This is a genomic window from Aeromonas sp. TW 6 (assembly GCF_013168745.1).
Classification (GTDB): Bacteria; Pseudomonadota; Gammaproteobacteria; order Enterobacterales; family Aeromonadaceae; genus Aeromonas; species Aeromonas caviae.
In genome coordinates this window covers 1-23,202 of sequence record NZ_JABERS010000006.1, presented here as the reverse complement: position 1 = coordinate 23,202, position 23,202 = coordinate 1, and the positions used below count along the sequence as shown (strand labels likewise).

Below are 23,202 nucleotides of genomic sequence, written 5' to 3'. Positions count from 1 at the left end.
CCTTATTCCTGCAAGGGTCTGAGAAGCAATTGCCTGTCTTTCTGGCGCAATTCCAGCCTGCCCAGGGCATTCATGCCCACCAGGATCTCCTCCCCGTCGGCAGCCGGATTGATAAAGACGGACAAATCGTACAGGGTCAGCGGACCCATCGCCAGACTTTCGATCCGGCCGGTTTCGACCTGGATCTCTCCGGCTGCCGTGTTGACCCGGCTGCGGCCCGTGGCGACGAGGCCGAGCCGGGCGGCCACCTGGCTCGGTATGGTCACCCGGGTTGCTCCTGTGTCCAGCAGCAGTTGCACCGGCTGGTCGTTGATGGCACCCTCCAGACGATAATGGCCGCTGGCATCGGCCCTGAGCAGCAGATCGCCGCTGGCGGTCACCGACGGTTGTTCACGACCATGAAAGTAGAGGGTCAGCAGACCCAGCAGCGAGAGCCAGGCGAGCAGCCAGAGACGGCGTGCCATCGGGTGCATAGTGTGTTCCATATCGCGCGAGTGAATGGCTCAGCCTAACATAGCGTTATCCATGAATTCAGAGACTTGTTCCCAGTTTTCCCATCCCGCCAGAGGCACATCGCTTCCATTTGTGAGTCGAGCAGACGATGACACAACCCACAACCCTGTTTTCCATCGATCGTGAAGGATGGTGCGAGCAGGCCCGCAAGGTGCCTTCCCCCCATCACAATGAGAGGCTCAGCCCGGAGGATGTCTCCTTGCTGGTGATACACGGCATCAGCCTGCCCCCCGGGCAGTTTGGTGGCCCCTTTATCGACGATCTGTTTCTGGGGCGGCTCGATCCCGGTGTTCACCCCTATTTCGCCGGTATTCACCAACTGAGGGTCTCGGCCCACTGCCTGATCCGCCGCGATGGGGAACTGGTACAGTACGTGCCTTTTGCCGCCAGGGCATGGCATGCGGGAGTCTCGATCTGGGAGGGGAGGGAGGCATGCAACGATTTTTCCATCGGGATCGAACTGGAAGGGACCGACGAGCTTCCCTACAGCGACAAGCAATACGAGGTGCTGTCGGACCTCAGCCGGGCGATTGTTCACCGTTATCCCGCCATCACGGCGGACCGTATTGTCGGCCACTGCGACATCGCGCCGGGCCGCAAGACGGATCCGGGTGACAGTTTCGAATGGCCTCGCTATCGGGAAAAGCTTCACTTTGAGTGAAAAATCTAAAAATTATTTTGTGTTTTTAGAATCAATGGCTTGCCTTGTCTGGCAAGCCATTTTTCATGCTGTTGAACAAATGTTATCGGTGAGCAAGCTCACAAATATTGGTCAGACCATTTTCTATGAGCTATATCATGATTCCGCGTTTTTACCCCCAAAGTGGCAACCGAGCTTCTTGATTCAGATCATCTTTTGGGTGGACTTTTTTCAAGCCCTCTGCTAATTTTCGCCCCAATCATAAAATTGGTAATACCAATTTAACAAAGTAGCCTCATGCCCTATATCAAGATAACTCAGCCCAAGCTGGCCGACGCCATTGTCGCCGAGCTGGAAAGCATGATTCTGGAAGGCAGCCTGCAGCCGGGCCAGAAGTTGCCGCCCGAGCGGGAACTCGCCATCCAGTTTCAGGTGTCGCGCCCTTCCTTGCGCGAAGCCATCCAGCGCCTGGAAGCGAGAGGACTCTTGTATCGTCGTCAGGGCGGTGGCACTTACGTACAAAATGCCCTGAGCAAGGGGATCGCCGACCCCCTGTTCGAACTGCTCAGTACTCACCCGGAAGCCCAGTACGACCTGCTGGAGTTTCGTCACGCGCTGGAAGGCATCTGTGCCTACTATGCGGCGCTGCGGGGCACCGAGGCTGATTTCGAACGGATTCGCCTGGCGCAAGCCGCCATCGAAGAAGCTGGTCAGCAAGGGTCGCTGGTGGTCGAATCGGCCGCCGTGACCCAGTTCTATCTGGCCGTGGCCGAGGCCTCCCACAACGTGGTGCTGCTGCATCTGTTGCGGGCCATGGGCCCCATGCTCGAGCAGAACATTTTACGCAATAACGAAATTTTGAATCGCCGTCCGGGAGTGGTCGCCAAGATCCGTCGCCATCGTGCGAGCCTGATCGAGGCTATCCTGTCGGGGGCTCCGGAGCGGGCCAGGGCTGCTTGTCATGAGCACCTGGCCTTTATCGAGGACACCTTGTTGGATATGCAGAGGGAAGACAGCCGGATCCAGCGATCCATGCGTCGGATCCGTCAGCAGGAAAACTAATCCCACAAGGCTTTCTTAATTGTCGAATGCTTGCGCCCTTCGCCGTGCAATGCCGTGCAATCACAACAACATAGGAACCAGCCATGTCTGATATCCTGAAGAACGATGTGGACCCGATAGAAACGCTGGAGTGGCTTGCCTCTCTGGAATCCCTGCTGCGTGAAGAGGGTCCGCAACGCGCTCAGTTCATCCTTGAACAGTTGGCCGAGAAAGCCCGCGCAAGCGGTGTGGACGTGGCTGCCAAGGCAAACCGCGACTACATCAACACCATCCCGTCCAGCGACGAGCCGGCTTACCCGGGCGACCTGGAAATGGAACGCCGCATTCGCGCCATCATCCGCTGGAATGCCATGATGATCGTGCTGCGCGCCTCCAAGAAAGACCTGGACCTGGGTGGTCACATGTCTTCCTTCGCTTCTTCCGCGACCATCTACGAAGTCTGCTACAACCACTTCTTCCGTGCCCGCAACGAGAAGGACGGTGGCGATCTGGTCTACTTCCAGGGTCACATCTCCCCGGGCATCTACGCCCGTGCATTCGCCGAAGGTCGTCTGACCGAAGAGCAGCTGGACAACTTCCGTCAGGAAGTGGATGGCAAGGGTATCCCTTCCTACCCGCACCCGAAACTGATGCCGGAATTCTGGCAGTTCCCGACCGTTTCCATGGGGCTGGGCCCCATCGCCGCCATCTATCAGGCGCGTTTCCTGAAGTACCTGACCGACCGTGGCATCAAGGATTGCTCCGAGCAGACCGTTTACGCCTTCCTGGGTGACGGCGAGATGGACGAGCCGGAAGCCAAGGGTGCCCTGACCGTTGCCGTGCGTGAAAAGCTCGACAACCTGGTGTTCGTGGTCAACTGCAACCTGCAGCGTCTGGATGGTCCGGTTGTCGGCAACGGCAAGGTCATCAACGAGCTGGAAGGTCTGTTCGCCGGCGCTGGCTGGGACGTGACCAAGGTCATCTGGGGTCGCAAGTGGGATGAGCTGCTGAAGAAAGACACTTCCGGCAAGCTGATCCAGCTGATGAACGAGACCGTGGACGGTGACTACCAGACCATGAAGTCCCGCGACGGTGCCTACGTGCGCGAGCACTTCTTCAACCGTTATCCGGAAACCGCCGCGCTGGTCAAAGACATGACCGACGAGGAGATCTTCGCCCTGAACCGCGGTGGTCACGACCCCCGCAAACTGTTCGCCGCCTTCTCCAAGGCTGCACAGACCAAGGGCAAGCCGACCGTGATCCTGGCCAAGACCATCAAGGGCTATGGCATGGGCGAAGCGGCCGAAGGCAAGAACATCGCTCACCAGGTCAAGAAGATGGATCTGGGCTCCGTGCGTCACCTGCGCGATCGTTTCAACCTGCCGGTCACCGACGAGCAGCTGGAAAACCTGCCGTACCTGAAGATCGAAGAGGGTACCGAAGAGCACAAGTACCTGCACGCCCGCCGTGCCGCACTGAAGGGCTATGTACCGACCCGTCTGCGCGAGAGCACCACCAAGCTGGAAATCCCGGCGCTGGATGCCTTCGGTCCGCTGCTGGGTGAACAGGCGCGCGAAATCTCCACCACCATGGCGTTCGTGCGTTCCCTGAACGTGATGCTGAAAGACAAGTCCATCGGCAAGCGCATCGTCCCGATCCTGGCTGACGAAGCCCGTACCTTCGGTATGGAAGGCCTGTTCCGCCAGATCGGTATCTACAGCCCGCACGGTCAGCAGTACACCCCGCAAGACCGCGACATCGTCTCCTACTACAAGGAAGACAAGCAGGGTCAGGTTCTGCAAGACGGTATCAACGAGCTGGGCGCCATGTCCTCCTGGCTGGCTGCTGCGACCTCTTACAGCACCAACGACTGCCCGATGATCCCGTTCTACATCTACTACTCCATGTTCGGCTTCCAGCGGATCGGCGACATGGCGTGGGCAGCCGGTGACCAGCAAGCCCGTGGCTTCCTGCTGGGCGCGACCTCCGGTCGTACCACTCTCAACGGAGAGGGCTTGCAGCACGAAGATGGTCACAGCCACATCCTGGCCAACACCATCCCGAACTGCATCTCCTACGACCCGTCCTACGCCTATGAAGTGGCGGTGATCGTACAGGACGGCCTGCGCCGCATGTACGGTGAGAACCCGGAAAACGTGTTCTACTACATCACTACCCTGAACGAGAACTATGCCATGCCGGCCATGCCGGAAGGCGCCGAGGAAGGCATCCGCAAGGGTATCTACAAGCTGGAAACCGTGGCCGGCACCAAGGCCAAGGTACAGCTGCTGGGTTGTGGTTCCATCCTGGGTCACGTGCGCACTGCCGCCCAGATCCTGGCCAGCGAGTACGGCGTGGGTTCCGACGTGTTCAGCGTCACCTCCTTCAACGAACTGGCTCGTGACGGTCAGGACGCGGATCGCTGGAACATGCTGCACCCGACCGCCGAAGCGCGTGTGCCCTACATCGCTCAGGTACTGGGCAGCGAAGCCACCATCGCCGCGACCGACTACATGAAGTCCTTCGCCGATCAGGTGCGTGCCTTCGTTCCGACCGAGAACTACCGTGTACTGGGTACCGACGGTTACGGCCGCTCCGACAGCCGTGCCAACCTGCGTCGTCACTTCGAAGTGAACGAGTTCTACGTAGTGGTTGCTGCCCTGACCGAACTGGCCAAGCGCGGCGAGGTAGACAAGCAGGTTGTGGCCGAAGCCATCGCCAAGTACGGCATCGATGCCGACAAGGTCAACCCGCTGTACGCGTAAGAGGATTGAGTGTCGCGCCGGGTATCCGGCGCGACCTTGCCTGGGTTTAAACGGATAACGCGGGATGCGCGTGGTGATGCTCAGGCAGCCACGCGGATGCACGCAAGAGGATAAAGCGCAATGTCCAAACAGATTATGGTGCCGGATATCGGTGCCGATGAAGTTGAAGTCACCGAGATCATGGTGGCCGTGGGTGACAAGGTCGAGCTGGACCAGTCCCTGATCGCCGTGGAAGGTGACAAGGCCTCCATGGAAGTCCCGGCCCCCGCCGCCGGTATCGTCAAAGAGATCCTGATCAAGGTGGGCGACAAGGTTGCCACTGGTTCCCAGATCATGGTCTTCGAAGCCGAGGGTGCTGCCGCACCGGCTCCGGTCCAGGCTGCTGCCCCGGTTGCTGCCGCGCCGGCCGCCGCTCCTGCTGCTGCCGCTCGCCAGGACGTCAACGTGCCGGACATCGGTGGTGACGAAGTCGAAGTGACTGACATCATGGTTGCCGTGGGCGACATGGTTGAAGCCGACCAGTCCATCATCGCCGTGGAAGGTGACAAGGCCTCCATGGAAGTCCCGGCACCGTTCGCCGGTCGCGTGGTCGAGATCAAGGTTGCCGCCGGCGCCAAGGTTTCTACCGGCTCCCTGGTGATGGTCTTCGAAGTGGCGGGCGCTGCCCCGGCCGCTGTTGCCGCGCCGGCTCCTGCTGCTGCCCCCGTGGCTGCCGCTGCTCCGGTTGCCGCCGGTGCCAAGGACGTCAACGTGCCGGATATCGGTGGCGATGAAGTCGAAGTCACCGAGATCATGGTTGCCGTGGGTGACAAGGTTGAAGCCGACCAGTCCCTGATCACCGTGGAAGGCGACAAGGCCTCCATGGAAGTGCCTGCGCCGTTCGCCGGTGTGGTCAAGGAGATCAAGGTGAAGGCGGGTGACAAGGTCTCCACCGGTTCCCTGATCATGGTATTCGAAGTGGCGGGTGCCGCCCCGGCTGCCGTGGCTGCTCCGGCTCCTGCCGCGGCGCCCGTTGCTGCCGCGCCGGCTGCCGCCGCTCCTGCACCGGTTGCCCAGGCTGCTGCCGCTTCCGATTTCGTCGCCAACGACGCCTATGTCCACGCCTCCCCGGCTGTACGCCGTCTGGCGCGCGAGTTCGGCGTCAACCTGGCCAAGGTGAAAGCCTCCGGTCGCAAGGGTCGCATCGTCAAAGAAGACGTGCAGGCTTACGTGAAGGATGCGGTCAAGCGCGCCGAGTCCGCTCCGGCTGCCGGCACCGGCACTGGCAACGGCATGAGCGTCGTGGCCTGGCCGAAGGTTGATTTCAGCAAGTTCGGCCCGGTCGAAGAGCTGGAACTGACCCGTATCCAGAAGATCTCCGGTCCTGCCCTGCACCGCAACTGGGCCATGATCCCCCACGTTACCCAGTTCGACGAAGCCGATACCACGGATCTGGAAGCGTTCCGCAAAGAGCAGAACATCCTGGCCGAGAAGCAGAAGCTGGACGTGAAGATCACCCCGCTGGTGTTCATCCTGAAGGCGGCCGCCAAGGCCCTGGAAGCCCATCCGCGCTTCTGCAGCGCCCTGTCCGAAGACGGCAGCAAGCTGATCATGAAGAAGTACATCCACATCGGTGTGGCGGTGGATACCCCCAACGGTCTGGTGGTTCCGGTGGTTCGCGACGTCAACAAGAAGGGCATCCACGAGCTGTCCCGCGATCTGGCCGAGATCTCCAAGAAGGCCCGTGCCGGCAAGCTGACCGCTGCCGACATGCAGGGCGGTTGCTTCACCATCTCCAGCCTGGGTGGCATCGGCGGTACCAGCTTTACCCCGATCGTCAACGCGCCGGAAGTGGCCATCCTGGGCGTCTCCAAGTCCGAGATGAAGCCGAAGTGGAACGGTAAAGAGTTCGTGCCGCGCCTGATGCTGCCGCTGGCTCTGAGCTACGACCACCGCGTCATCGATGGCGCCGACGGTGCCCGCTTCATCACCACCCTGAGTGGTGTGTTGTCCGACATTCGTCGACTGGTCCTGTAAGTGAGAGGGCGGGCCCAGAGCCCGCCCTTTTTGCTTCTCATTTCGTTAACAGGATTGTAAACTTGCCCCGTTTTTTTCACGGCTGCAGCGGCCTTGTTTGGCATAAGACTGTGCTGTCCGGGGATATAAGAACGACAAAGAGGTCATGATGAGTAAAGAAATCAAAACCCAGGTCGTAGTACTGGGTGCTGGCCCTGCCGGTTATTCCGCTGCCTTCCGTGCGGCTGACTTGGGTCTGGATACCATTATCGTCGAGCGTTACTCCACCCTGGGTGGCGTCTGCCTGAACGTGGGTTGCATCCCGTCCAAGGCACTGCTGCACGTCGCCAAAGTCATTGAAGAAGCCAAGGCGCTGGCCGAGCACGGCATCGTCTTCGGTGCCCCGCAGACCGACATCGACAAGGTGCGTCTGTGGAAAGAGAAGGTCATCAACCAGCTGACCGGCGGTCTGGCTGGCATGGCCAAGATGCGTAAAGTCCAGGTCGTGAACGGCTTCGGCAAGTTCACCGGTCCGAACACGCTGGAAGTGGAAGGCGCCGACGGCAAGACCACCGTCACCTTCGACAACGCCATCATCGCCGCCGGTTCCCGTCCGGTGAAGCTGCCGTTCATCCCCCATGACGACCCCCGCGTATGGGACTCTACCGATGCGCTGGAGCTGACGACCGTTCCTGGCAAGCTGCTGGTCATCGGTGGCGGCATCATCGGTCTGGAGATGGGTACCGTGTACTCCTCCCTGGGTTCCGAGATCGACGTGGTGGAATTTGCCGACCAGCTGGTACCGGCTGCCGACAAAGACATCGTCAAGATCTACACCAAGCGCGTGGCCAAGAAATTCAACATCATGCTGGAGACCAAGGTCACCGCCGTTGAAGCCCGCGAAGACGGCCTGTACGTCTCCTACGAAGGCAAGCACGCCCCGGCCGAGCCGGTTCGCTATGACAACGTGCTGGTTGCCGTAGGCCGTGTGCCGAACGGCAAGATGCTGGATGCCGAGAAGGCTGGTGTTGCCGTCAACGAGCGCGGTTTCATCGAGGTGGACAAGCAGCTGCGTACCAACGTGGCCCACATCCACGCCATCGGCGACATCGTCGGTCAGCCCATGCTGGCCCACAAGGGTGTACACGAAGGCCACGTGGCGGCCGAAGTCATCGCCGGCAAGAAGCACTACTTCGACCCGAAAGTGATCCCGTCCATCGCCTATACCGAGCCTGAGATGGCCTGGGTGGGTCTGACCGAGAAGGAAGCCAAGCAACAGGGTCTGAATTTCGAAGTCGCCACCTTCCCGTGGGCTGCTTCCGGTCGCGCCATCGCGTCCGACTGCTCCGACGGCATGACCAAGCTGATCTTCGACAAGGAGAGCGGCCGCGTCATCGGTGGTGCCATCGTGGGCACCAACGGCGGTGAACTGCTGGGTGAAATCGGTCTGGCCATCGAGATGGGTGCCGACGCCGAAGACATCGCGTTGACCATCCATGCTCACCCGACTCTGCACGAGTCCGTGGGTCTGGCTGCCGAAGTGTTCGAAGGCTCCATCACCGACCTGCCGAACGCCAAGGCCAAGAAGAAAAAATAATCTTCTGCCCGTTTCATAAGAAAAGCCGCTCCATGGAGCGGCTTTTTATTGTCTGTCTTTCGGCACCCTGCGGTCAGCAGCGCCCCTTCTTGGCCTGTCCCGGTGGGCAGAAGGTACCGTAGCCTCCGCGATCCCCGTCGCTGACCCGGATCCGGGTATCGTCCACGCTCACATCGGCCCCGTGCACCCGCACGGGCCCGCTGCTGCAGGCACTGAGCAGCCCCCCCAGCACTATCATCACGACCAGCTTGCCCATCATACCTCCTCGCGTTTTCCTGATTATGAGGCATGTGGCAGGGCGGTGGGAGACGACGTATCCCCCGTGCGTCACGGCTTGCCGTGGTCATGAAGAAGGGCGCCGAAGCGCCCTGGTGCGGGTCAGGAAGAGGTGCCGGACGCTCAGAGGCGGAAGTTGCCGACCAGCTTGTCGAGCTCGCCGGAGAGGTGCTGCAGGTTGCGGCTCGACTCGGTCAGGTGATGGGCGATATCGGCGGTCTCCATGGTGAGCTGGTTGATGTCCTCCACGTTGCGGTTGAGTTCGCCCACCACGCTCGACTGCTCTTCGGTGGCGGTGGCGACCTGGATGTTCATGTCGCTGATCTGGGTGATGTGCCCGGTGATCTGGTCGAGGGCGCCGTTGGCCTCGTCGGCCTGGGTCACCACCCGCAGGCTCTGGTTGCGGCCCTGGGCCATGGCGCTGACGGCGCGGGCGCTCTGCTCCTGGAGGCTGTTGATCATGCTCTGGATCTCGGCGGTGGAGGCGGCGGAGCGGCTGGCGAGGTTGCGCACCTCGTCGGCCACCACGGCGAAGCCACGGCCCTGCTCGCCGGCGCGGGCGGCCTCGATGGCGGCGTTGAGGGCCAGCAGGTTGGTCTGCTCCGAGATGCTGCGGATGGTGTCGAGGATGCTGCCGATGGAGTCGGTCTGGCTCGCCAGGGACTCGATGACCCCGGCGACCTGTTCGATTTCACCGGAGAGGCCGACGATGCCGTGACGGGCCTGGGCGACGACCTGGGCCCCCGCATCGGCCTGCTCGTTGGCCTGCTTGGCGACGTCGGCGGCGAGAGACGCATTGCCGGCGATCTCGGTGACGGTGGCCCCCATCTCGTGGATGGCGGTAGCGACCTGGACGGTGCGATCCCGCTGGGCGGTGCAGTTGTGCTGGGTGAGCTGGGCTTTGGCTGCCACCTCGTTGGCGGTGGCGGCGAGCTGGCGGGAGTTGCTCGCCACCTGTTCGATGGAGCCGTGGATCTTGGCGACAAAGTTGTTGAAGCCGGTCGCCACCTGGGCCAGTTCGTCACGGCCATCGACCTTGAGGCGATGGGTGAGGTCGCCATCACCGCTGCCGAGTTCGCGGAACAGGCGGGCCAGTTCGTTGAGGGGGCGGCTCACGGAGCCCGCCAGGAGAACGCCGAGCAGCCCCATGCCGACGGCGATGGCCAGGCTGACCAGCACCATGTGCAGGCGCGCTCTGTCCAGTTCGGCATAAATCTCGGCCTCCGGCACCTGGGCCACCAGATACCAGTCGAGCAGGGGGATGTAGCTGCTGGCCAGGATTACTGGCTGGCCGTCGACCTCGGCATGGGTGGCGGCAAAGGGCTGCTTGTTGAGCAGGTTGGTGCTACTGCCGCTGGCCAGCTGGGTCAGGTTGTCCCGATCGATGCGGGCGGCGTCGGGGTGCAGCTTCACCTTGCCGCTGCCGTCTGTCATGAAGACGAAGCCGCTGTCGCCGATGCGGAAGTTGGCGAGCATGCTGACCATGCTGTCGAGGGATTTGGCGAGGCCGGCGAGGCCGCGTCCGTCGAGTTGCTGGAAGTTGACGAACAGTTTCACCTCGCCGTTGCTCTCCCGAAAGATGCTAAGCATCAGATCCTGGCGGCTCTTGGTGTAGTCATAGAACCAGTTGTCCTGCTCGTGGTTCAGGATGCGCAGAAAACCGTCCTGGTTGTAGTAGGCGGCACTCTGACGATCGGCGAAGGAGGCGGTGACCAGACCATACTGGCTCGTCATGTCCTTGAGCTGGTTGATGAGGATGGACTCCTGCTCCTTGGGCATGCCGCGCTCGACCCAGTCCAGCACGAAGCGGTCGTTGGCAAGCTGTCTGGCGGCATTGGCGACCGAGGTGAGATCCTTTTCGATCTCCTTGCCGATGCGCTGGGTCAGGTTGGGCAGCTCCTGCTCGAACATGCGGTCCTCGATCAGCTGCTGGGCAGAACGCTGGCTGAAATAGCCCACCAGCAGGCAGGAGAGGGCCACGGCGAGGATGACGGTGGCCAGAATTTTCTGTTTCAGTGTCAGGCTTGCGAACATAAGGGTGACTCGGAAGTGTGAACCAGGGTTGAACTCATAATAGCGGCTGATTTGGCGCGCTCTTGAGGCGGTGGGGGCCTTTATTGTCGATTAACGTTTGCGCTCACACCCGGATTGGGCTGGATTGGCGCCCGATTTTGCCGAGACATCGTCGCAAGCGGGGCGACCCCTCGCCAGCACCCCGGCTTGCGGTTAAAGTGCTTGCACTTATAGTAGGCTGCACCTGACTGGCGGCCTGCCCGCTCGACTCGCACCGGATTTATGGACTCTCATATGCGCATCTTTCATCGGGGATGGACCCACCTGCTCGTGCTCCTGCTGGCGACCCTGCCGTTCATGGCGGCGGCCGGAGCCAATGATCCCGCGCCTTCGGCCAGAAACTCGGGGGCAACCAAGATGGAGCGTCCGAGGATCGCCCTGGTACTGAGCGGCGGCGGGGCCAAGGGGTCGGCCCATATCGGGGTGCTCAAGGTGCTGGAGGCAAAGCACATCCCGGTGGACATCATCGTCGGGACCAGCATGGGCTCCTATGTGGCGGGCATGTATGCCATGGGGCTCAGCGCCGAGGAGGTGGAGCGCACGACGCTGGCCATCGACTGGAACAAGGGCTATCAGGACAAGGTGGGGCGCGACGAGCTATCCCTGCGCAAGAAGCAGCAGACCGAGAAGTACCAGCTGCGCACCGACATCGGGGTCAACGGTGACCAGACCCAGCTGCCGCACGGCTTCTTCCAGGGACAGTCCATGGCCAGCCTGCTGCGCCACGCCACCTCCAACCTGCCGGCGCAAAAGAGCTTCGACAACCTGCCTATCCCCTATCGCGCGGTGGCGACCGACATGGAGACGGTGACCCCCTTCGTGCTGGATCACGGCAGCCTCGCCAAGGCGATGCAGGCCTCCATGTCCATTCCCGGTGCCCTCAAGCCGGTGGACTGGGACGGCCGCATCCTGGCCGATGGTGGCACGGTCAACAACATGCCGGTGGACGTGGCCAAGGCCATGGGGGCCGACGTGGTGATCGCGGTGGACATCAGCGCCAAGCTGCGTACCCGGGAGTCCCTCAAGTCGGGATTGGCCATGATCGATCAGCTCACCACCTACATGACCCAGGTGGGGACCGAAAAGCAGAAGGCGCTGCTGGGCCCCAGGGACATCCTGCTGACCCCCGAGTTCGGCAACATGGGGATCGCCGACTTCGCCCTGATGCCGGAGGGGATCAAGATCGGGGAGGCGGTCGCCAACAGTGCAGCGGCCCGGCTCGATGCACTCTCTCTCTCGCCCGCCGCCTACGCCGACTATCGCAACGGCAAGCTGAGCCGGCGCGCCGAGCGCAGCGGCCAGCCCGCCTACTACATCGACAAGGTGGAGATCATCAACAAGTCGCGCCTCTCCGACGACACGGTGCGGGCCATGCTGAACGTGCGTCCGGACAAGGTGCAGACCTACGAGAGCCTGGAGGCGGGGATCCGTCGCCTCTACGCCCTGGAGTCGTTCGATCGCATCACCTACGAGGTGGAGGAGCGGGACGGGGAGAACGTGCTGGTGGTGGACGCCAGCGAGAAGAACTGGGGGCCGGGTTATCTCAACTTCCAGCTCGGCTTCTCCGATGACTTCGAGAGCAGCTCCAACTACAACGTCGGCATGTCCTACACCCTCACCAACGTCAACGACTGGGGAGGCGAGTGGCTGACCGAGGCGTCCCTCGGGACCGCCAAGCACCTCAAGACCGACTTCTACACCCCGCTGGAGCCCTCCCAGACCTACTTCGGCGAGACGAGCCTGGCCTACGACAAGACCCAGCGACGCGTCTTCTTCCCGGAAGAGAGCAGGTCGTCGTCCGGGGTCAGCTATCTGGACTCCGAGTACAGCTTCACCAGCGTGGATCTCGCCGTCGGCTGGAATCGCCAGCCCTGGAGCCGCTTCTCCCTTGGGCTGGAGGGCAAGATCGGCAGCGTGGAGATCCAGAACCTCACCAACGCGGATGCCGATGCCTCCGCCTGGGGACCCTACATCCGCTTCGAGCACGACACCCTCGACAGCCGCTACTTCCCCTATCAGGGGGTCTACTGGGACATCAAGGGGGGCTACTCCTACGTCGATCTCGACCCCGCGGACGCGCCCTCCGAGCAGGCCGAGGGGGTGAATTACCGGCTGGTGATGATCAAGCCCTGGTCCTGGGACAGGCACAGCCTCAACCTGATGCTGGAAGGGGGCGGCTCAAGCTCCCAGGAGACGGTACCGCTGTTCGTGCAGGATCTGGGCGGGCTGTTCCGCATGTCCGGCTTCCAGCATTACCAGTTGAGCGGTCGCTACAGCCTGTTCGGCGGGCTGCGCTACATCTACCGGGTGGCGGACAACGACTTCGGCGCCTTCAAGGCGCCCCTGTTCCTCGGGGGCTCCCTCGAGCAAGGGGGGGTCTGGGACAAGGGAGAGGACATCAGTATCGAATCCTCCTATACCTCGGGTTCCCTCTATATGGGGGTGGAGAGTTTCCTCGGTCCCATCTTCCTCGGCTATGGCGTGGCGGAGGGGGGACACGACATGTTCTATCTGCAATTGGGCACTACGTTCCAATAAGGGCGAAATGCTGCCTTTTTGTTAACTCACCTTGGGTGGGCGGCTTGTCACTCTAAAAAAACCTAATTGGTTTATATGGTTATGCTGGTTTGATGAATAACTGCACAGGGTTTGGATTTTAATTAGTCGTTAAAACTTATATAGTGGGGGGCACCCTACGGGTGTCCCGCAAGGACGATCGCCGCGAGCTTGGGCGAACCCCAAAAAAAAGACCAAAGAGGAATTAGTCGTGCTTGAAACATACCGTAAACACGTCGCAGAACGTGCCGCCGAAGGCGTGGTTGCCAAACCTCTGGACGCAGAGCAGGTCGCCGCCCTGGTTGAGCTGATCAAGAATCCGCCCGCCGGCGAACAGGACTTTCTGAAAGAACTGTTGTCCTCCCGCATTCCCCCGGGTGTTGATGAAGCGGCCTATGTGAAAGCCGGCTTCCTGACCGCCGTCGCCAAGGGCGAGGCCCAATCCCCCATCCTGACTGCCGCCGAAGCCGTCGAGCTGCTCGGTACCATGCAGGGTGGTTACAACATTCAGCCGCTGATCGACCTGCTGGACGATGCGACCCTGGCTCCTCTTGCCGCCAAGGGCCTCTCCCACACCCTGCTGATGTTCGACTCCTTCCACGACGTGGAAGAGAAGGCCAAGGCGGGCAATGCCCACGCCAAGCAGGTGCTGCAATCCTGGGCCGACGCCGAGTGGTTCCTGAACCGCCCGGCCCTGGCCGAGAAGATCACCGTCACCGTGTTCAAGGTGACCGGCGAAACCAACACCGACGATCTGTCGCCGGCGCCGGACGCCTGGTCCCGCCCGGACATTCCGCTGCACGCCCTGGCGATGCTGAAGAACGCCCGTCCCGGCATCACCCCGGACAAGGATGGCGTCATCGGTCCCATCAAGACCATTGATTCCCTGAAAGAGCAGGGCTTCCCGCTGGCTTACGTGGGTGACGTGGTCGGTACCGGCTCTTCCCGTAAATCCGCTACCAACTCCGTGCTCTGGTTCATGGGCGACGACATTCCGTTCGTGCCGAACAAGCGTGCCGGCGGCGTCTGCCTCGGTGGCAAGATTGCCCCCATCTTCTTCAACACCATGGAAGATGCCGGCGCCCTGCCCATCGAAGTGGACGTCTCCAAACTGGAGATGGGCGATGTGATCGACATCTACCCGTACCAGGGCAAGATCTGCAAGCACGGCACCGACCAGGTGCTGGCCCAGTTTGAACTTAAAACCGACGTGCTGATCGATGAAGTGCGCGCCGGTGGCCGCATTCCGCTGATCATCGGCCGCGGCCTGACCGACAAGGCCCGCGAAGCGCTGGGTCTGCCGTTCTCCACCGTGTTCCGTCGTCCGCAGCCTGTTGCCGACACCGGCAAGGGCTTCACCCTAGCCCAGAAGATGGTGGGCAAGGCATGTGGCGTGGAGGGCATCCGCCCGGGCACCTACTGCGAACCCAAGATGACCACGGTCGGCTCTCAGGACACCACGGGCCCGATGACCCGCGACGAGCTCAAAGATCTCGCCTGCCTCGGCTTCTCTGCCGATCTGACCATGCAGTCCTTCTGCCACACCGCCGCTTATCCCAAGCCCATCGACGTGCAGACCCACCACACCCTGCCGGACTTCATCATGAACCGCGGCGGTGTGAGCTTGCGTCCGGGTGACGGCGTCATCCACTCCTGGCTGAACCGCATGCTGCTGCCGGATACCGTGGGTACCGGTGGTGACTCCCACACCCGTTTCCCCATCGGCATCTCCTTCCCGGCGGGCTCCGGTCTGGTGGCCTTCGCCGCCGCCACCGGCGTGATGCCGCTGGACATGCCGGAATCCGTGCTGGTGCGCTTCAAGGGCGAGCTGCAACCGGGCATCACCCTGCGTGACCTGGTCCATGCCATCCCCTACGCCGCCATCCAGAAAGGGCTGCTGACCGTCGAGAAAGCGGGCAAGAAGAACATCTTCTCCGGCCGCATCCTCGAGATCGAAGGTCTGCCGACCCTGAAAGTGGAGCAGGCGTTCGAACTGGCGGACGCCAGCGCCGAGCGCTCTGCCGCTGGTTGCACCATCAAGCTGGATAAAGAGCCGATCATCGAGTATCTGAAGTCCAACATCGTGATGCTGAAGTGGATGCTCTCCGAAGGCTACGGCGACGTGCGCACCATCACCCGCCGCATCAAAGGGATGGAAGAGTGGCTGGCCAACCCGGTACTGATGGAAGCAGACAAGGACGCCGAGTACGCCGAAATCATCGAGATCGATCTGGCCACCATCAAGGAGCCGATCCTGTGCGCGCCGAACGATCCGGACGATGCCCGTCTGCTGAGCGACGTGGCGGGTGACAAGATCGACGAGGTGTTCATCGGTTCCTGCATGACCAACATCGGCCACTTCCGCGCCGCCGGCAAACTGCTCGAGAAGTATCAGGGCGAGCTGCCGACCCGCATGTGGATCGCCCCCCCCACCAAGATGGACAAGGATCAGCTGACCGAAGAGGGCTACTACGGCATCTTTGGTCGCGTCGGTGCTCGCATCGAGATCCCCGGCTGTTCCCTGTGCATGGGCAACCAGGCGCGGGTAGCGGAAGGGGCCTCCGTGGTATCTACCTCCACCCGCAACTTCCCGAACCGCCTGGGCAAGGGTGCCAACGTCTATCTGGCCTCTGCCGAGCTGGCTGCGGTTGCCGCCATCATCGGCAAGATCCCGACCGTGGCCGAGTACCTGCAGTACGCCAAGACCCTGGACGCTACTGCGGCCGACACCTATCGCTACCTCAACTTCAACGAGATCGCCTCCTACACCAAGAAGGCCGATGCGGTGATCCTGCAGCAAGCGGTCTGAGACTCGCCGGTCTGACCACTGAAAATAACAATGCCGCGTCTCGACGCGGCATTTTCCATTTCAGGGGGCTGCGCGATAATGACCCGCCATGCCCAGCAACGGCGTCGTCGATTTGCCTGGTACGCGCGTTGCGTTTTCGTTGTCTGGCCATGATGGCCCCACCGTTTCCTGGTGGGCATTTTTATACCGCGGTACCTGCGAAGCGGGCCCGCGCATTGCGGCGTGGTTGCTATGTTTCTGTTCCGGATTGATCTGGCCCGCATGAAGTGGCGCCTTGGTTGTGCCCTGCTGGTGTTGGCCCTGCCCCTGGTGGTGGGAGGGTGGATGGTGCATGACAGCTACGAGCAGGAGCTGAAAAACGATGCCAGTGCGTCAGCCAGCAAGGCCAGAACCTTGCTGGAGCGCATGCTGGATCAGGCCGAGCGGGCCAACCTCGAGGTATTGCCGCTGGCCGGTCGTTCCTGCAGCGACAACCTGTTGCTGCTGCGCAAGCGGGTGGCGCTGGAGCCGTTCCTGCGCTCCATCAATCTGGTGCGACAGGGGATCATCAACTGCACCTCGCTGTTCGGGCCTGCCAGGGAAGTGGATGACGGCTCCCGCTACACGGATCGCAAGTTGCTGCTGATGAGCGGTAACCTGGTGCGCAAGAATCACCCCTTGCTGGTGGTGCGTCAGGAGCGGGGGCGTGATGCGGCACTGAGCGCCATTGACAGCAGCCAGCTCAGTTTCATGCTCACCCTGAGCAGCGATCCCAGCGAGCTGTTCTTGCAGGTGGGGTCCGCCTGGCTCGATGAGTCCGGCCACTTCCAAAGCGATCCGCCGAAACTGCACAGCAAGTTTGCCCTGATACTCGCCTCCCAGCGTTACCCCTTCACCATCCACGCCGGTTATGCCATGCCGATCTACTGGCGTGCCCTGTGGGAGGCTCGCCATCTGCAGCTGATCTGGCTGGGAGCCAGTTCGCTGGTGCTCTCACTGCTGGTGTGGTGGCTGCTTGGGCGGCCGGGGGCCCTGACGGACGAGCTGAGACGCGGGCTGCGAGCCAGGGAGTTTGTCCCCTATCTGCAACCGCTGATCGCCAGCAAGGGCGGCAAGATGGTGGGAGCCGAGGTACTGATGCGCTGGCAACATGCCACCGAGGGGCTGATCCGCCCCGATCTCTTCATCCCCCAGGCGGAAGAGTCTGGCCTGATCGTGCCCATGACGGTCAACCTGATGAAGACGGTGGCCAAGACACTCCACCCGGTACAGGAGCAGTTGCCCGAGGCATTTCACATCAGCTTCAACATCAGTGCCATCCACTGCCGGGACCTCTCCCTGGTGGCGGAGTGCCGCGACTTCCTCGGCCATTTCGTTCCGGGACGGGTGGTGCTGGTGCTGGAGCTCACGGAGCGGGAGCTGCTGGTGACCAGCCCGCAGACCCTCTCCCTGTTTCGCCAGCTCGACGAGATGGGGGTGCAGCTCGCCATCGATGACTTTGGCACCGGCCACTCCAGCCTCATCTATCTGCAGCAATTCCACGTGGACTATCTCAAGATCGACCGCTCCTTCATCGGCCGTATCGGGACGGAGTCCCTCTCCGAGCACATCGTGGACAACGTCATCGACCTTGGGGGACGGCTGGGGTTGTCCCTGGTGGCCGAAGGGGTGGAGACGGAGCAGCAGGCCGCCTATCTGAGAGGCAAGGGGGTCCAGTATCTGCAGGGATACCTGTTTGCCCGCCCCATGCCGATACGCCAGTTCTGCCGGGAGCTGACGGCGGGAGAGATACAGGTCGCTGCCGGGCGCACCGCCCAGGGCTAGGCCGCGCCCACCAGGCTGTGCAGCCAGTTCACCAGGATGTCGTGGGGGCTGCCGGGTTCGGGAGGGGCGGGGGCGAGCAGGTGATAGCCGGTGCCGTCGGGGACGAAGCCGAGCGGTGCCACCAGCAGACCGGCCTCGATATCGTCGCACACCTGGCGGTAAGGGCCGATGGCGACTCCCAGCCCGGCGACTGCCGCCTGCAGGCTGAAATAGAAGTGCTCGAAGGTCTGACCCGGCACCTCCTCGTCGGCGGACATACCTGCGTGCTGCTGCCACTCCAGCCAGGCGCCCGGACGGGTCTTGGTGTGCAGACGGGGTGCCGTTGGCCTGAGGGCCTGCACATCCCCCCTGGATTCAAAGAAGTGCGCCACCTTGCCCGGCGGGCAGACAGGGCCGGTCCGCTCTTCGAACAGCAACTGGTTGTAGAGCTCGGCAGGCCAGTGAAAGTCGTTGCGCCGGATGGCGAGATCGATGCCGCTGCCAAAGCTGAGGGCGCCGCCGCCCGCCATCAGGTGTACGTCCAGCTCCGGGTGCAGAGCCTGGAAGGCGGGCCAGCGCGGGATCAGCCAGCGCATCAGCAGGGTGGGTTCGCAGGAGAGCACCAGCGATTGGGGGCGGCTCTGCTGGCGCAGGGCCTGCGCCGTCTGGCGGATGCTGCCCAGCCCCTCTCTGACCGCCTGATAGAACCGTTCACCCGCGTCGGTCAGAAAGACCCGGCGCTGGCGCCGCTCGAACAGCATGACCCCCAGATCCTCCTCGAGCAGGCGCACCGCCCGGCTGATGGCGCCATGGGTGAGATGCAGTTCATCGGCGGCGCGGCCGAAATGCTCGGTGCGGGCAGCCACCTCGAAACAGCGCAGGGCGGTGAGGGAGGGCAGCGAGAGGGCTTTTTGTGAGTTTTTTTCACCATTCATGTCAGAAATCATCGTTCGTTATTGGTGTTATTGGCAAATAAAATAGCCGATATCCCCTCTAATCAGGACTCTTTTCATGACCGAACTGTTAGCCGTTGTCGCCATTACCCTCTTTGCCGTCATCAGCCCCGGGCCCGACTTTGCCATGGTGTCGCGTAACAGCCTGCTGCTCTCGCGCCGCACCGGCGTGCTGACGGCGATCGGCATCGCGGCCGGGGTCTGCGTGCACGTGACCTACACCCTGCTGGGGGTGGGCCTGCTGATCCAGCAATCCCTCTGGCTGTTCAACCTCATCAAGCTGGCAGGGGCCGCCTATCTCATCTTTCTCGGCATCAAGATGCTGCGGGCCAAACCGGCTGCCGATGAAGAGAGCATCTGTCAGCCTGCCCTCTCCAGTCTGGGTGCGCTGCGCACCGGATTTCTGACCAATGTGCTCAATCCCAAGACCACCATCTTCATCGTCAGCCTCTTCATGCAGGTGGTGCAGCCGCAGACGCCGCTGGCGGTCCAGATCGGCTATGGCGCCTTCATCGCGCTGGCGCACGCCCTCTGGTTTGGTGCGGTGGCGCTCTTCTTCTCCACCCCTGCGGTGCGGGACCGACTGCTGGCGGTACGCCACTGGATCGATCGGGTGTTCGGGGGCCTGCTGGTGGGATTCGGCATGTTGCTGGCATTGACCCAGCAGACGCGCTGAGGCGGGGAGGGGCGCTCCCCCTATCCACCCCCGACTGTAGGGTCTTGTTTTTCATGCCTTGGCAGCCACTTTTCGGTAGAATTGGCGCTCATTTTGAAGTCAGATGAGGCGCGGTATGACGGTCAGGTTCCAGGCATTTCACAGCATCAAGGCGATTGGCAATCGGGAGGTGCTGTTCAACTGGTCCAGAACCAACCCCCTCGGCGCCCTTGATCAGGTGTGGCGCCCGACGACCCGTGACGAGCTGCAGCAACTGCTGCGGGAATACCCCGAGCGCAAGCTGCGGCTCATCGGCTCCGGCCTCTCTTTCGAACCCATCCACAGCGTCTACGCCGAAGGCAGCCAGGCGCTGCTGGTGGACCTGCACCACCTGCGCGGCCAGCTGGACAAGACTGCCGATACGGTGACCTACCTGGCGGGGACGCCGCTTGATACCATCTATGCCGACCTCATCGCCATGGATCGCATGCTGCCGGCGTCCCCCGGCGTCATCGGCATCCAGACCCTGGGCGGTGCGCTCAGCACCGGCACCCATGGGCAGGGACTGCACCAGTCTGCCCTGTGCGATGCGGTGGCTGCCCTGACCGTGATGCTGGCGAGCGGCGACATCATCCGTGTGGATCGCACCGATCCGCGCTTCGGCGCCTTCGTGATGGGCATGGGGATGCTCGGCATCCTGCTGGATGTGACCCTCAACACAGTGCCCAACCGCATCATGCGCTGCACCAAGTTCACCACCGACTACCCCTTCCTGCTGGAACACAACGAGCGCCTCAACCGGGAGCACGCCTTCGTGAAGAGCTGGTGGTTCGCCTGGACCGGCGAGAGCCACATCTGGCTGGTGGATCCCGCCTCCGATGACGAGGTGGCCCGCTACCGGGCCGGGGGCAGCGAGCCGCTGGTGCTGGAGGGAGACATGGACGAGCGCATGAACCTGGCGCTCAATGCCACCATAGACGCGACCCTGCAGAAGATGGCCAGAGACACCAAGGACGAGGCCAGGGCAGGCGAGCACTTCGAGACGGTACGCCGCTTCAAGGACGCCTCGGATCTGGTGGGCAACGTCTACCAGATTCTCTGCAAGGGGATCCCGGCGCCCCAGATCAACTGCGAGGTGGCCGTGCCCCTCGAACGCATGGGGGAGGCCCTTGAAATCCTGCAGGCATGGCAGGAGGCGAACCCCGGCGTGCTGCACTACCCCTTCATCCTGCGCTGCACCGGTCCCTCCGTGGCCTGGCTCAGTGCCGCCCATGACAAGTCGGTGTGCTGGATAGGTTTTCTGGTCTATCTGGCGGCGGACGGGACCTTTGTCGGGGGCTCCATGGAGCAGATGCGCGAGTTGCAGCAACTGCTGGTGCCCCTCGGCGGCATTCCCCATTTCGGCAAGCACCTGGCGATGGACCTCTACGACTTCCCTGCCTTGTTGCCGCGCTGGCACGACTTCCTGGCCCTGAAGCGGGAGCTTGACCCCCATGGCCGTTTCGAAAACCGCTGGCTCGGCGACCTGTTCGCCAACCGGTAAGGATCTGACATGACCGATATGCAAGACACTCGCTTACTCATCCTCCTGCCGATCAGAGGGGGGGCAACCCGATGACAGACATGCAAGACACCCGCATCCCCGTGACCCTGCTGACCGGTTTTCTCGGCAGCGGCAAGACCACCTTGCTCAACCACTGGGTCAAGCAGCCCGAGCTCGGGGAGTGCGCCGTGCTCATCAACGAGTTCGGCTCCGTGGGGCTGGATCACCATCTGGTACAGCAGGTGGACGAGCAGGTGGTGCTGCTCGATTCCGGCTGCATCTGCTGCTCGGTGCAGGGCTCCCTGGTGGAGGCGCTGCAGGGGCTTTTCATGAAGGCCATCCAGCGCAAAATCAAACCCTTCAAACGGCTGATCATCGAAACCACTGGTCTGGCCGATCCGGCCCCCGTGCTGTTCACGTTGAGGGAAGAGGGCTTTATCGCCCAGCGCTACCGCTTCGACGGCACCGTCACCGTGGTGGATGCCGGTCATATCGAGCAGCAGCTTGCGGCTCAATATGAGGCGGTCAAACAGGTGGCGCTGGCGGATCTGCTGGTGGTGAGCAAGGGCGATCTGGTGGATGAAGAGACCCTTGCGCGGGTGGAAGCCCAACTGGCGGCCCTCAATCCGGCAGCCCCCATCCAGCGGGTCAGCAATGGGGTGCTCTCACCTGCGGTGCTGGAGAAACTCGGCGCCTACAACGAGGCAGCGGGGCGCGACGTGCGCCAGTTGCTGGCCTGGCTGCGTACCGAATCCCCGAAACAGGGGCTGGCTTCGCCCATGCAGCCGAAGATGACGCCGTTTGCCGCCAAGGTGGGGACGGCCGCGCCCACCCGCTTCGAGCACGGCAATATCGAAAGTTTCTCCCTGCGCATCGGCGAGCCGCTCAAGCCCTCCCGCCTGCTGGCCGCCATCGATGCGGTGCAGGCGCAATACGGCGATGCCCTGCTGCGTCTCAAGGGGATATTGCAACTGGAAGGGGAGAGCCAGCCAGTGGTGATCCACGGCGTGCACGGCCAGCTCTATCCGTTGCAGGCGCTGGGGGAGTGGCCCGAAGGCAAGGCCCAGTCCCGGCTGGTGTTCATCGTGAAGAGCCAGGACAGGGTAGGCATAGAGCAGTTGTTCCTCTCAACCCTCAAGGCCCCCGAACCCAGCCTGGAAGAGCACCTCAAGGCCATGCTCGGCCAGCCGGATGCCTGATATGCTGATATGACCCGCGCTCGTGCGGGTCTAATGAGATGGTCACCCCCACCCTGTGAGCGGTACGCTGACAGGGTGTTTTTCTTTCAGGAGAGGCCATCATGGAAAACGTTGCGCTTATTGGTATTGATCTCGGTAAACACTCTTTTCACATTCACTGTCAAGACCGGTTCGGCAAGGCTCTTCTTCGCAAGAAGTTCAACCGGACAAAGCTCATCGAATCCCTCGCAACTTTTCCTGTATGCACCATCGTCATGGAGGCATGTGCCGGAGCCCATTACATGGCTCGTCGGCTGGCTGAATTTGGGCATGAGAGTAAGCTCATTTCGCCTCAATTCGTGCGCCCATTCGTCAAGAGCAACAAGAACGACTTCATCGATGCTGAAGCTATTTGCGAGGCCGCCTGCCGTCCCTCCATGCGGTTTGTAACGCCCAAGACCGAAAGCCAGCAAACGTTGGGAGCACTGCATCGTGTGCGCGAATCGTTTGTGCGCGATCGGGTTAAGGCATCGAACCAGATACACGGCTTTTTACTCGAATTTGGCATCAGTCTGCCCGTCGGTCATGCCGCCATCAAGCGCCTGCCTTCTGTGATGGCTGAACACGAGTTACCAGCGCGACTGATTACCATGTTGGAGAGGCTGCATGCCCATTTCAAGTATCTGGAGCAGCAAATTGCCGAGATCGACAAGGAACTGGCCAGCCAGCTTGGCGATGACGATCTTGGTCAGCGTCTGATGACAATCCCTGGTGTCGGCCCGATCACTGCCAGCGTGTTGGCCGCCGAGCTCGGTGACGGAAAACA

At 62.0% G+C, this 23,202-nt stretch carries 16 protein-coding genes; 12 read left to right on the top strand and 4 right to left on the bottom strand.

Going from position 1 to position 23,202, the window contains the following annotated elements; translation table 11 throughout:
• Positions 1 to 2 precede the first annotated feature (2 nt).
• Positions 3 to 473 carry a TIGR02281 family clan AA aspartic protease gene (locus HKD46_RS04310; RefSeq protein WP_042015101.1) on the bottom strand — a complete coding sequence of 157 codons (471 nt, stop codon included), beginning with the start codon at positions 471 to 473 and terminating at the stop codon, positions 3 to 5.
• 128 nt (positions 474 to 601) lie between these two features.
• Here HKD46_RS04310 and ampD point away from each other — a divergent pair, with 128 nt between their 5' ends.
• The 5 genes from ampD (at position 602) to lpdA (ending at position 8,551) form a co-directional block, all read left to right on the top strand.
• The gene (gene ampD, locus HKD46_RS04305) at positions 602 to 1,174 is read left to right on the top strand and encodes a 1,6-anhydro-N-acetylmuramyl-L-alanine amidase AmpD (RefSeq protein ID WP_171864952.1); all 573 of its coding nucleotides are present in this window, start codon (positions 602 to 604) and stop codon (positions 1,172 to 1,174) included.
• 276 nt (positions 1,175 to 1,450) lie between these two features.
• Positions 1,451 to 2,215, top strand: a complete 765-nt coding sequence (pdhR, locus tag HKD46_RS04300) for a pyruvate dehydrogenase complex transcriptional repressor PdhR (protein ID WP_010675815.1) — start codon at positions 1,451 to 1,453, stop codon at positions 2,213 to 2,215.
• An 83-nt stretch (positions 2,216 to 2,298) separates the two neighbouring features.
• The gene (gene aceE / locus HKD46_RS04295) at positions 2,299 to 4,959 is read left to right on the top strand and encodes a pyruvate dehydrogenase (acetyl-transferring), homodimeric type (RefSeq protein ID WP_039040509.1); all 2,661 of its coding nucleotides are present in this window, start codon (positions 2,299 to 2,301) and stop codon (positions 4,957 to 4,959) included.
• Between the two features lie 120 nt (positions 4,960 to 5,079).
• Positions 5,080 to 6,975: a pyruvate dehydrogenase complex dihydrolipoyllysine-residue acetyltransferase gene (aceF, locus tag HKD46_RS04290; RefSeq protein WP_128296222.1), complete on the top strand. Its 1,896-nt coding sequence runs from the start codon at positions 5,080 to 5,082 to the stop codon at positions 6,973 to 6,975.
• 148 nt (positions 6,976 to 7,123) lie between these two features.
• Complete coding sequence (gene lpdA, locus HKD46_RS04285; protein ID WP_010675812.1) at positions 7,124 to 8,551, top strand: dihydrolipoyl dehydrogenase; 1,428 nt, start codon at positions 7,124 to 7,126, stop codon at positions 8,549 to 8,551.
• Between the two features lie 73 nt (positions 8,552 to 8,624).
• Here lpdA and HKD46_RS04280 read toward each other — a convergent pair whose 3' ends face one another.
• Both HKD46_RS04280 and HKD46_RS04275 read right to left on the bottom strand, forming a co-directional pair.
• Positions 8,625 to 8,807: a hypothetical protein gene (locus HKD46_RS04280; protein WP_017779057.1), complete on the bottom strand. Its 183-nt coding sequence runs from the start codon at positions 8,805 to 8,807 to the stop codon at positions 8,625 to 8,627.
• Between the two features lie 143 nt (positions 8,808 to 8,950).
• Positions 8,951 to 10,861, bottom strand: a complete 1,911-nt coding sequence (locus tag HKD46_RS04275) for a methyl-accepting chemotaxis protein (protein ID WP_171864950.1) — start codon at positions 10,859 to 10,861, stop codon at positions 8,951 to 8,953.
• Positions 10,862 to 11,134: 273 nt separating this feature from the next.
• Between HKD46_RS04275 and HKD46_RS04270 the strand changes: the two genes are divergently transcribed.
• The 3 genes from HKD46_RS04270 (at position 11,135) to HKD46_RS04260 (ending at position 18,068) form a co-directional block, all read left to right on the top strand.
• Entirely contained in the window at positions 11,135 to 13,438 is a 2,304-nt protein-coding gene (locus tag HKD46_RS04270) for a patatin-like phospholipase family protein (protein ID WP_171864949.1), read from the top strand.
• Positions 13,439 to 13,667: 229 nt separating this feature from the next.
• A complete protein-coding gene (gene acnB / locus HKD46_RS04265; protein WP_171864948.1) occupies positions 13,668 to 16,265 on the top strand; it encodes a bifunctional aconitate hydratase 2/2-methylisocitrate dehydratase in 2,598 nt (865 codons plus the stop codon).
• A 231-nt stretch (positions 16,266 to 16,496) separates the two neighbouring features.
• Positions 16,497 to 18,068 (top strand): cyclic diguanylate phosphodiesterase, encoded by a 1,572-nt coding sequence (locus HKD46_RS04260; protein ID WP_041211776.1) that lies wholly within the window; start codon positions 16,497 to 16,499, stop codon positions 18,066 to 18,068.
• On the opposite strand, the gene HKD46_RS04255 is transcribed toward HKD46_RS04260, so the two are convergent.
• On the bottom strand, positions 18,065 to 18,982 hold the full coding sequence (locus HKD46_RS04255) for a LysR family transcriptional regulator (RefSeq protein WP_048208547.1): 918 nt from the start codon (positions 18,980 to 18,982) through the stop codon (positions 18,065 to 18,067). The genes HKD46_RS04260 and HKD46_RS04255 overlap by 4 nt on opposite strands.
• Before the next feature lie 76 nt (positions 18,983 to 19,058).
• Between HKD46_RS04255 and HKD46_RS04250 the strand changes: the two genes are divergently transcribed.
• The 4 genes from HKD46_RS04250 to HKD46_RS04235 form a co-directional block, all read left to right on the top strand.
• On the top strand, positions 19,059 to 19,676 hold the full coding sequence (locus tag HKD46_RS04250; protein ID WP_103244165.1) for a LysE family transporter: 618 nt from the start codon (positions 19,059 to 19,061) through the stop codon (positions 19,674 to 19,676).
• Positions 19,677 to 19,791: 115 nt separating this feature from the next.
• Entirely contained in the window at positions 19,792 to 21,198 is a 1,407-nt protein-coding gene (locus tag HKD46_RS04245) for a D-arabinono-1,4-lactone oxidase (RefSeq protein WP_128297046.1), read from the top strand.
• 71 nt (positions 21,199 to 21,269) lie between these two features.
• The gene (locus HKD46_RS04240) at positions 21,270 to 22,397 is read left to right on the top strand and encodes a GTP-binding protein (protein WP_029314837.1); all 1,128 of its coding nucleotides are present in this window, start codon (positions 21,270 to 21,272) and stop codon (positions 22,395 to 22,397) included.
• A 101-nt stretch (positions 22,398 to 22,498) separates the two neighbouring features.
• The coding region (locus HKD46_RS04235; protein WP_171864947.1) for an IS110-like element ISAeca3 family transposase at positions 22,499 to 23,202 on the top strand (704 nt) is incomplete at its 3' end.